This is a genomic window from Bacillus sp. AFS098217, from assembly GCF_002551815.1.
In the GTDB taxonomy this organism is placed as follows: Bacteria; Bacillota; Bacilli; order Bacillales; family Bacillaceae_G; genus Bacillus_A.
The window spans coordinates 1-10,789 of record NZ_NVPR01000064.1; the positions used below are offsets into that span (position 1 = coordinate 1).

General features: G+C 35.1%; 9 protein-coding genes, 3 pseudogenes and 1 other annotated feature. Of the genes and pseudogenes, 3 read left to right on the forward strand and 9 right to left on the reverse strand.

The genetic code is table 11. The features are described from left to right. Nucleotides 1-18: 18 nt before the first annotated feature. The 4 genes and pseudogenes from COO03_RS27750 to COO03_RS17840 form a co-directional block, all read right to left on the reverse strand. Nucleotides 19-111: pseudogene (locus tag COO03_RS27750) on the reverse strand (aspartate racemase); the annotation flags it as partial. Nucleotides 112-440: 329 nt separating this feature from the next. Further along, on the reverse strand, nt 441-1,646 hold the full coding sequence (locus COO03_RS17830) for an iron-containing alcohol dehydrogenase (RefSeq protein WP_097898444.1): 1,206 nt from the start codon (nt 1,644-1,646) through the stop codon (nt 441-443). 118 nt (nt 1,647-1,764) lie between these two features. After that, nucleotides 1,765-3,204 (reverse strand): GntP family permease, encoded by a 1,440-nt coding sequence (locus tag COO03_RS17835; protein WP_097898445.1) that lies wholly within the window; start codon nt 3,202-3,204, stop codon nt 1,765-1,767. Nucleotides 3,205-3,438: 234 nt separating this feature from the next. Continuing rightward, nucleotides 3,439-4,104, reverse strand: a complete 666-nt coding sequence (locus COO03_RS17840) for an HAD family hydrolase (protein WP_097898446.1) — start codon at nt 4,102-4,104, stop codon at nt 3,439-3,441. A 194-nt stretch (nt 4,105-4,298) separates the two neighbouring features. On the opposite strand from COO03_RS17840, the gene COO03_RS17845 reads away from it, so the two are divergent. Both COO03_RS17845 and COO03_RS17850 read left to right on the forward strand, forming a co-directional pair. Beyond that, the gene (locus COO03_RS17845; RefSeq protein WP_097898451.1) at nt 4,299-5,096 is read left to right on the forward strand and encodes a lipid II flippase Amj family protein; all 798 of its coding nucleotides are present in this window, start codon (nt 4,299-4,301) and stop codon (nt 5,094-5,096) included. Nucleotides 5,097-5,158: 62 nt separating this feature from the next. Beyond that, nucleotides 5,159-5,734, forward strand: coding sequence for a nucleotidyltransferase family protein (locus tag COO03_RS17850; protein ID WP_097898447.1), 576 nt, complete (start codon nt 5,159-5,161; stop codon nt 5,732-5,734). A 48-nt stretch (nt 5,735-5,782) separates the two neighbouring features. On the opposite strand, the gene COO03_RS17855 is transcribed toward COO03_RS17850, so the two are convergent. The 4 genes and pseudogenes from COO03_RS17855 to COO03_RS17875 all read right to left on the reverse strand — a co-directional run. Further along, on the reverse strand, nt 5,783-6,697 hold the full coding sequence (locus tag COO03_RS17855; protein ID WP_097898448.1) for an alpha/beta fold hydrolase: 915 nt from the start codon (nt 6,695-6,697) through the stop codon (nt 5,783-5,785). A 137-nt stretch (nt 6,698-6,834) separates the two neighbouring features. After that, nucleotides 6,835-7,026 (reverse strand): annotated as a pseudogene (locus COO03_RS17860) (sodium-dependent transporter); the annotation flags it as partial. A gap of 66 nt (nt 7,027-7,092) precedes the next feature. Continuing rightward, nucleotides 7,093-8,391 (reverse strand): aspartate--tRNA(Asn) ligase, encoded by a 1,299-nt coding sequence (gene aspS, locus COO03_RS17865; protein WP_097898449.1) that lies wholly within the window; start codon nt 8,389-8,391, stop codon nt 7,093-7,095. Nucleotides 8,392-8,495: 104 nt separating this feature from the next. After that, nucleotides 8,496-8,707: a binding site (T-box leader), on the reverse strand. Nucleotides 8,708-8,780: 73 nt separating this feature from the next. Continuing rightward, nucleotides 8,781-9,167: pseudogene (locus COO03_RS17875) on the reverse strand (glutamate ligase domain-containing protein); the annotation flags it as partial. 158 nt (nt 9,168-9,325) lie between these two features. Between COO03_RS17875 and COO03_RS17880 the strand changes: the two are divergent. Then, nucleotides 9,326-9,805 carry a hypothetical protein gene (locus COO03_RS17880; protein ID WP_097898450.1) on the forward strand — a complete coding sequence of 160 codons (480 nt, stop codon included), beginning with the start codon at nt 9,326-9,328 and terminating at the stop codon, nt 9,803-9,805. A gap of 150 nt (nt 9,806-9,955) precedes the next feature. Here the strand turns inward: COO03_RS17880 and COO03_RS17885 are convergent. Beyond that, nucleotides 9,956-10,789, reverse strand: an 834-nt coding sequence (locus COO03_RS17885; protein ID WP_230322457.1) for a methyl-accepting chemotaxis protein, incomplete at its 5' end; no start/stop codon positions are given.

Genomic DNA, 10,789 nt, shown 5'->3' on the forward strand with positions numbered 1-10,789 from the left:
GTTTACATAATAAAATTATAGTTTTACTTTCACTGAATGTAATCCACTTAATCTCTTTTTTACTTCTTCATTTATAATTTGGTAGTACTCAGAAGAAGACTCCCAGCTCATTCCATCGATAAGACCAATCACTAAATTTCCCAACAATTTAATCGATATTTAACAACTATTTATTATATAAATCCATTTNNGTAACCTACACTCGTTTGCTCGTTCTGTTTTTACTTCGCATATGGCAGAAAAAGGCCCTGACCGCATCTATGCATGAATAGATGCTCTCTCCCATCCCAAAAGAGAGGGTTTATGTCGACTTTGTCATTGGTGTATATATAGATATTTTTAATACCATAAAACAAGACTTTAGATATTTTTTCTAAAGCCTTGTTTATATAATTTTTAAACTAATTTCCATGGAAATATTTGAAGAAAATTCAGAAATCTTATAGATCAATTACAGAAGTTTCGTATTGATAATCAAAACATATACGATATAATTTTTTCACTTCATGATAAGATGGAATGCGAGGGTTATTACTTGGACTCCCACTGGCAAGTGCATCTTTCGCCATTTTTGGAAGGGCATTTTCAAATTCAATTTGATCAATTCCGTACTCTTTTAGATTAGGAATATGCAGATTGGAGCAAAGTCGCTTTATTTCAACAATTATATGATTTGCCATCTCTTCATCAGAAAGTGAATGTAATTCTGGATTTATGTGACGTCCGATATCTGCAAGTCGCTTAACTGAACAAACTTTTGTAAAATCTAAAACGGCTGGTAATAACATCGCATTTGATATACCATGAGGTACATGAAATAGTGCCCCAATTGGACGAGACATTCCATGAACTAACGCAACCGATGCGTTTGAAAAGGCGATACCCGCTTGTAAGGAGGCAATCATCATCACTTCTCTTGCTTCCATATTCTCTCCATCTTCATAAGCGATACGTAAGTATTTCATAATACTTCCGATTGCTGAAAGCGCAAGTACATCGCTGAGTGGTTGTGAAAACCTAGAAATATAAGCTTCTATTGCATGGCATAATGCATCTATTCCAGTTGCTGCAGTAATATGAGGTGGTACAGAACGCGTCAATACTGGATCAATAATCGCTACTTGTGGCGTAAAGCTTGGGTGTTTAATCATCATTTTTACATCGGTTTTTTTATTCGTAATAACAGCAACACTTGTTACTTCCGATCCCGTACCAGATGTTGTCGGGATTGCAATAAGCGGTAATGATTGTTTTTCTATTTCTATATGATTTTGAACATAATCTTCAATCTCTCCACCGTTTGTAAACAGTACTGCTACTGCTTTTGCCGCATCAATGCAACTCCCACCGCCAAGACCGATGATAAAATCACAATTTGATTCTACACAAATCGATAACGCTTCTAAAACATGAACATTTGTCGGCTCGGCATTCACATTTGTATATGTAACAACTTCTATTTTTTTCGCCTTTAACTGTTTTATACATTCTTCAATATAACCAAGCTTCTCCATGCTAGAATCACTGATAATAAAAGCTTTTTTCCAAAATTTACTCGTTTGTTCTCCTAATTTTTCAAGCGAATTTCTCCCATATAAAACAGTCTTTGGCATACGAAACTCCGCGATCTCTTGCAAGTACTTCACCCCTTCTTTCGCTAATAAATATTTTATAATGTGAAGTTTCTACAATACAAATTATCAAGTTAACTATTCCACTTTATTTCGCTATTTCCTCTTAGTATAGAAGATAATTTATAACATTTTAATAGATTCCGGTTAAAGTATAAAATGCTATTACTAAAAAAACAGCAACCGTTTTCAACACTGTAACCGCAAATATATCACGATACGATTGTTTATGCGTTAACCCTGTAACAGTAAGGATTGTGATAATTGCTCCGTTATGTGGCAGTGTATCCATTCCTCCCGATGCCATTGAGACAATGCGATGCATAACCTCTAATGGAATATTGTATTGTTCAGCTGCCGCAATAAACTTATCGCCCATAGCGCTTAAAACAATACCCATACCTCCTGAAGCTGAACCTGTAATACCAGCAAGAATATTCGTTGTTACAGCTCCATTCACGAGTGGGTTAGTGAATGTGGCAGAAATGCTATCACGCATAATTGCAAATCCTGGAAGAGCTGCAATGACACCTCCAAAGCCAAATTCGGCTCCTGTATTCATCGTCGCAAGCAATGCGCCCCCAATACTTGTATTCAATCCTGCTTGAAATCCCGTCACAACACGTTTCCAATATAATAGAAGTGTTGCTATAATCCCCATAATAAGTGCTAATTCTACAGACCAAATTCCAAGCACTGCGCTTAACTCAACTTTTCCAAATGCTTTCATTCCAATTGAAGAGAAATCAAAACCATTTGGATACCACTTCGGTATAGTCATCGTAAAAACTTTATTCATAACCCCCACTAAAATAAGAGGTATAAATGCAACTACTTGCTGTACTCTTGAAATTTCAATACTTTGAAAAGAAACATTCTCCTTTTTCTCTAACTCTAGAGATGCTGCCATTTCAGAATTTCCATCATCAAAACCAAAATAGCCTTCCCCTGCTGCCTTTGCTTTCTTACGCCGACTCTCTAAATAGATTAACCCTAATGTTAAAACAAAGATCGCTCCTATAATTCCAAGTATAGGTGCTGCATAAATATCAGTTTTAAAAAATGTCGTCGGAATCACATTTTGAATTTGTGGTGATCCTGGCAAAGCATCCATCGTAAATGTTACAGCACCAAGCACAATCGTCCCAGGTATTAAACGCTTTGGAATATTTGCTTGACGAAACAGTTTTGCTGCAAATGGATAGACTGCAAACACAACAACATACACACTTACGCCGCTATACGTTAAAACAGCTCCCATTAAAACAATTGCTAAAATCGTTCTCTTTTCACCAACTAGTTCAATAATCGTTTTAGCAATAGAATCCGCAATACCTGACATTTCTACTACTTTACCAAATATCGCTCCTAGTAAAAACACCGGGAAATATAACTTAATAAATCCTACCATTTTCTCCATAAAAATATTCGAAAAGAATGGTAACACAAAACTAGGTTCTGTTAAAAATACTGCAAACATTGCAAAAATCGGTGCGAATAAAATAACAGAAAATCCTCTGTAAGCAACAAACATAAGTAAACTAAGTGCTAATAAAATAATAACTAGCTCCAACTCTCTCACCTTCCTTTGATTGAAAATTCAATCTTTTTATTCTGGATTTTTTCTATGTATTTACAAACTATCATTTTTATAACGATTCAAACACTGACATCCCTCCCCTTTTTCTAACAAAGTTTTTATGATTAAAACAGCATATTTATTACTTATTCTATTACATACAAAAAATCCCTTTAAACGAAAACGAATTAACTATCGCTCGTTATAAAGGGATTTTCCTCTTTTATTTTATATTTTTAAACTTTTATTTTTTACATAAAAGTTTCGTAACTCTTCGACATGTTTCACAATATGCGTCGCTCCTGCTTCTTTTAGCTCCCCTTCACTTCCGTATCCATACAATAAACCGATCGAATCAATCCCATTACAATTAGCCCCTATCATATCATACTTTCTATCTCCAACCATCACAATTTCCTCTTTTTGTAGTCCTTTGTTTGTATGTAAAATATGCTCAATTATTTCATCTTTCTTGATTCGAGTTCCATCTAAATTACTCCCTACAATTTCTTCAAAGAAATGAGTTAATTGAAAGTGTTCTAAAACTTGCTTTGCAAATACAGTTAGTTTTGAAGTTGCAACAAATAAACGCATCCCTTCATCCTTTAACTCTTGTAAAATACAAGGAATCCCCTCATATACTTTATTCTCAAATAAGCCACTTTGCTGCATATATTCCCGAAAATACGTCACAGCTTGCTCAACTTGTTTTTCATTCATACCGTATCTATCTGCAAACGAATGTTGAATTGGAGGCCCAATAAAAGAATCTAGCTCGTTTGGATTCGGTTCATCTATTCCCATTTTCCGTAGTGCAAATAAAACGGAATTTACGATTCCTTCTTTCGGATCAGTTAGTGTTCCATCTAAATCGAATAGAAATGTTGTATACATTTTATCTCCTCCGCTCATTTTACTTTATAAGAAAAATCACCATCTTTTCTATATTATCAAAATTTTCATTCTTTTAGAAGTTGCATATTATATTTTATTACCTCTCTATCAGAATCTGATCCACGAATAGATATACCCAAAAATGTGTTCCTGTTGTATTATAAATATAATTTAAGAGAAAAATGGTGGAACAAATGACGACAACATTAATTTTTATAATAGCTTTCACAATTATCATCCATGCAGTCGAAACAAGCTCTTATAGTATTCGGCTAGCTGGTGTTCGTTTAAAAAAGATCGCCGTTGCATTATCTGTAGTTGGGATGGTATTACTCGTTGCACGAACATCTAACTTACTGCAAGCTTTTTTACTTGGTGGTATCGTCGATCAAGCTAAATTAGACTCTTCTATTGATTTAGAACGAACCATACGCCTAGTTTTACTCTCAGCTTCTATCGGTACTTTGCTTGCAATTTTTCTATATCCGACTTTGACAAAGTTGTTTGGCTATGTAATTCAAAACTTTGAAACAGATGGGTCATTCATTGGATTGATGAAAACAAATAACATACAAAAATTGAAGTATACGAAAAAATATGTTCGCTTTCCTAAATTTGAAATGATTCATCGGATGCGAATTGGCGGCATTCCAAAACGAATTATGTTAATTAATATGTTTGCAACTGCCATCTATACAGCGGGTGTTCTCTCCGCCTTGTATGCTTCCTTTTTAAATCCAACTTATGCAACGAATGCGAGCACAGCCTCTGGACTCGTTAATGGTTTTGCAACAATCTTATTAACTGTACTGTTAGATCCGCGCATTGCCCTTTTAACAGAACGTGCTCTTCAATCAGAAAATGGTGCTGATACAATGAGTAAAATGTTCGGCTGGCTTATGATTTCAAGATTTCTCGGTACATTATTAGCACAGTTCTTATTTGTACCTGGCGCACATTGGATTTTGTGGATTATTAAACTTATGCATTAAATGATTGCCATCCTCTCCTTAGAAAGTGGAGAAAATCAATTATACAAAAGGTGAGATTAAAAATGCGTCTCCAAACAGAACAAGATATTATAAAACTGATACAAAACGATACTTGGATGATGAAAATATTACAAATAGCAAAGTCTTTAGAGCTATCCGATTGGTGGGTTTGCGCTGGATTTGTTCGTTCTAAAATTTGGGATGTTCTTCATGGATATGAAGTGAAAACTCCAACACCAGACATCGATATCATTTATTTTGACCCATTACATATTAGTGAATCTACCGAAGAAAAATTAGAAAATAAGCTTAAAAGTATAGATTCTACTATTCCATGGTCAGTAAAAAATCAATCTCGCATGCATGTAATCAATAACATGCCACCTTACTCATCTTCAGTCGATGCAATATCTAAATTTCCGGAAACCGCAACTGCTCTTGGGGTTACGTTAGATGAACGAGATAACGTTATGTTAACAGCTCCTTGGGGAATAGAAGATGTTCTCACGTTACAAGTGAAACCAACATCTCATTTCCTCGAAACGAAAGAGCGAACTAACATGTATGAAAAAAGATTACAAAAAAAGAACTGGCAAAGTAGATGGCCTAACATTACAATCTTTTATCCTGAAAATTAAATACATAGAAAAAGGTGCTTCTCATTTCATGAAGCACCTTTTTCTATTTCATTTCAAAAAATCAATCACAGTTTTTGCAAATTCATCCGCTACTTCATAGTGCGGCGTATGACCACTCTCTTCAAAAACGATAACTTTACCATGTCGAGCATCCTTATTAAATGCTTGAATTTGTTTCTCACAAGTCACTACATCATACTTTCCTATCATTAGTAACATCGGATTCTCCACATCTTTTAATTTTGGTAGTAACGATGTATGAAATTCTCCCTCTTCTTTCAATCTCGCAAAATGAATCTCTGAGCGATGAGAAAACTCTTCCCACTCTTCATCACTATATAAAGTATAGTCAGTTTCATCTTTAAAGTTATTATAGATTTCCATTCTATTTTCTTCTAACTCATCACTTAATTTTATATAAGATTCTAGCAATTCTTCAGAAGTAGCATTACTCTTTGAAAGAGCTATACATTCTTTTGCTTGTTCTTCTTTTCCGTACTTCCTTAATATATTTCCTGTCTTTTTCAATAAAGCTCTACTCGTTAATGCAAAATCAAAACTAGGTCCTTCAAAAATAATTTTTTGAATAGATTGCGGATACATTGCTGCATATAACAGTGCTAAAAATCCGCCAAAAGAATGCCCAATGACAGACCATTTCTCAATTTGTAACATCTTCCTTAACTCTTCGCAATCCTCGATAAGATCTCGTAATCCAAACGGCTCTTGCTGACTAATTTTTTCCGAACGTCCTACCCCGCGCTGATCAATGGCAATGAGTCGAAAAAAATCTTGTAACCTATGTGCTTGATGATAGGAAAAATCATAACACATCTCACCAGGACCTCCGTGAAGATACAATACAGGAGGATTCTCTATGGATCCATACGTCTCCACATATAGCTTTTTCCCGCGTACTTCCATCATTTTTCCTTGTAATAATACTTCTTTTTCTTGTTTCATCTTTTTCTCCTCCTAATTTTCATATCTTGATCCTATATACAATAGGAGAACCACGAATTCGTACCCGTTATGTACCTACTTGTAATATAACAATACATTTTCTCACCCCTCTTTTTGGGATATTATAACATTTTAAGTTAAATAACCCCAATCACGTTCAAAAAGACAATGACAATCGCAATTGGAGCGACGAATCGAAGCAAGAATACGCTGTAAACGAACAATAAATCCCTGTAATTTCCACCCGCAAAGAATTCTGCTTCTAATACCTTTTTTTCCATTTTAAATAAAATGAAAATACTAATAAACAAAGCACCAACACGAAAGAGACTTAACGATACAAATCTGCATAAATGAAAAGAATCTTCGCAACCAATGCGAAGATTCTTTTCACTTTATGGCATAAGACGCGTACAATCTCTCGGAAACGCACTCGCTTCTCGAAGATTCGATAATTCTAGAAACTTATATACAAGCCTTTCTAATCCAATCCCAAAACCACCATGCGGCGGGCAACCATATCGAAATGTATCCATATAAGATTCAAAGTTTTCTGGTTGTAATCCTTTTTCTTTAAAAGAAGCAAGTAACATATCATACTCATGAATTCGCTGCGCACCTGACGTAATTTCTAATCCTTTATATAACAAGTCAAAAGAATCCGTAACAGCTTGATTTTCTTTAGTCGGCATCGTATACATCGGTCTCGCTTCTTTCGGATAATGTGTGATAAAAACAAAATCACTACCGTATGTTTCCTTCACATATTTTCCAAGTAACTTTTCGCCTTCTGTGTCTAAATCCCCTACTGGTGATTCTTTTCGGTATTTTGCTCGTAATAGACGCTGTGCCTCTTTTAAGGTGATTTTAGGAATTTCTGTAATAACAGGAATTGTGACTTGTAAAAGCTTTAATTCTTTCTCACATTTCTGTCCTACTTGTTCAAACATATACCGTAAAACGGTCGCTTCTAATTCCATCACTTCATAAAAGTCTTTAATAAACCCCATTTCCACGTCTAATGATATATATTCATTCAAATGACGGGAAGAATTGTGATGCTCAGCCCGATAAACAGGAGCAATTTCAAAAACACGTTCCAATCCACCCGCAACCATCATTTGTTTATAAAATTGAGGAGACTGTGCTAAATATGCTTCTTTTTGGAAATAGGGGAGTTTAAAAACATTCGCTCCACCTTCCGCTCCTTGGGAAACAATTTTCGGCGTAAATATACGTGTGAAATCGTTCTCTACCAGAAATTCACTAAATGCCTGTGCAAGCGTAGATTGAACTTTAAAAATGGCTTGTATTCGTTCATGACGAAGCGATAGTACACGCTCATTTAACATTTGATCTAAACCAACGTGTAGATTTCTTTTATTCACTTCAAATGGAAGCGGTTCTGAAGTATTTAACACCTTTACCTCTTCTACAAGTACTTCCACACCTAACTCTGTTTTTGTCGTTTCCACAAGTTCTCCAATAATTTGAACAACACTTTCTACGTCTACTTTATATCCCGCTAAGTCTTTTTCTAATACACATTGGATGACACCCGTTCGGTCACGTAACAATAAGAAACTAATATTCCCCAGATGACGATTTTTTTTCACCCAGCCTTGTAATAAAACCATCCTTTTACTAGACGCTTTACATTCACGAATGAGTGACCGCTTCATTGTTTTGCCCATTATTTTTTCCTCCTATGTTTTCATACTTATTTACATTATTGTTGTCATCGTCATCATCCACGGTCACTCACCTCCTTTCAAAGAATACAAAAATCCGCCCCATAAATAGGGACGGATTTTTCCGCGGTACCACCCAAATTGTCATACTGACCATCTTAAACCTGATAACGGTAGGTACCGTTTGCTTTTACTAATTTTCACGTTCAAAGCAACGCTCACAGGTGTCTTTCCATCATGCGGTATCGCAATCTTTCCAGCAATCGATTGCTCTCTGTAGACCCTTGCATCATGTACTTTTCCTGCTCATCACTTTTTATATTTACAGAGTATTCTATTCCTTTAAAAGAGAAAATGCAAGGTGTTTTTTCAATATTTTCTGATTTTTAATTTTAAATCCATTTTGCTACAATTTCTTCCAATGCCATCTCCGTGATCCTTTCACTAAAACAACATCATTTGGATTTGTAAGTCCTTCGATTTCTTTTACTATATCACTTTTACTCAAAAACATCCGCACTTTATCTTTTGGATAATTTTCTAGTGCAGCCTCTGCTATTTTCCGAGCAAGCTCTTCATACGTGAAGACATACTGGATTGTTGCTGGGTTTAGTATTCTTCCAATTTCTCTATGATATGTTTCTCCCTCTTCTCCTAACTTCAACATATCCCCAAGTACAAGTATTTTTTTCTCATAAGTGGCTAATTTCTCTAATGTTTCAATAGCTGCTTTCATAGAAGATGGGGCTTGCATTCCAAACGTCATTAATAATGTTAAAACATCTTATCTAAACCTTCCCCATTTACAATTTGCTCAAGTTTTTCTAAATTTTTTTGAATCATAACTTATCATCCCTCTCCAAAAACTCCAATTCCATTACATAACAAATTGTTTTTCCACTCATAATATTAGTAAATTTCTTCTGGAGGTCTATATATGAGAAAAATTGTAAGCTTCTCCCTGTTACTATTATGCATGATAACGACAAATCAAGTATACGCTTATTCTCCGCAATCATTACCAGTCTCACAACATTCAAAACAATGGAAAGTCAATATTGATGAAATCAACGACTCAGGTAAAAACATCTTACAGTCTAAAAAAGATGTTTTTCATACATATCGTTTTTCAGTGCAAAACATCGGAAAAGATGAAGTATATAACGTACAAGTAGAAGTATTCCGAAATGAACCAAACACAGGGACAAAATATGAATTATTTTCTTTAGAAGAACCCCGCTTAGCAAGTGGGAAAACAGGGTTTGAACATGCGAATTTTCCTGTTTCCGTAAAAGCAGACGAAGTAGATGTCATGATTACATGGCAAGACCATCCTTTCCATGTAATGAGAAATGGTCAAAAGATTGAAGGGAGAAAATATACAGAGCATTTTGTTTTTAAAGAAACTGTAAAATAAATATGTTTCCATAAAAAAAGAGCCGTGATTGAATAAAAATCACCGCTCTTTTCTTACTTAAAATAATAAATACTTTCAAAAGTTATGAAAAACCTTCAAAAGGATCCTCTTCAATCAAAAGTACAATTCAATCTGCCTACGTACGCTTTATTACACTTTAAATCTTTCAATTAATACTTGTAATTCCTCAGCCATTTGTGACAATGTACCCGCAGCCGAACTGATTTCTTCCATAGAAGCCAACTGCTCTTCAGCAGATGTAGCAATATTTTGTGTACTTGTCGCATTATTTTGCGCTATCATGGCAATTTCACCAACTGAAATAGAAACCTCATTTGCACCTTTTGACATTCCATTTGCCGTTTCTACCATACTTTCAATTTGCGTAGCAATTTCATTTGTGGAGGTTAATATTTCTCCAAAATTTGTCTTTGTTTCATTCGCTATTACAAGACCAGATTGAACTTCTTCATTCACATTACTCATAGCATTTACGGTCTTACTCATATCCTTTTGTATTTCACCTATTAGTTTTCCAATTTCACTTGATGATGCGCTAGATTGCTCTGCAAGTTTTCGGACTTCATCAGCAACAATCGCAAATCCTCTACCATGTTCACCTGCTCGTGCGGCTTCAATTGCAGCATTTAATGCAAGTAAATTTGTTTGATCCGCAATATTTTGAATCACTTCTAAAATATCACCAATTTGCTTTGATTTATCATTCAATGCTTGAATTACAGCATCGGATTGCGATACCGATTCTGCGATCAAATGCATTTGGTTTACTGTTCTCCCTACAAGTTTCCCACCATCTTCTGCTTTTTCATGTGTATATGTAGATGCATTGGCAATTGAAGAGGAACTGTTTGCTACATGCTGAATCCCTTCTATTACATTACAAAGTAATAGTGCACCATGTTCTACGCTCGATGTTTGAGTTGTTGCTCCATTTGAAACTTGATCCATCGCCATTGTAATTTG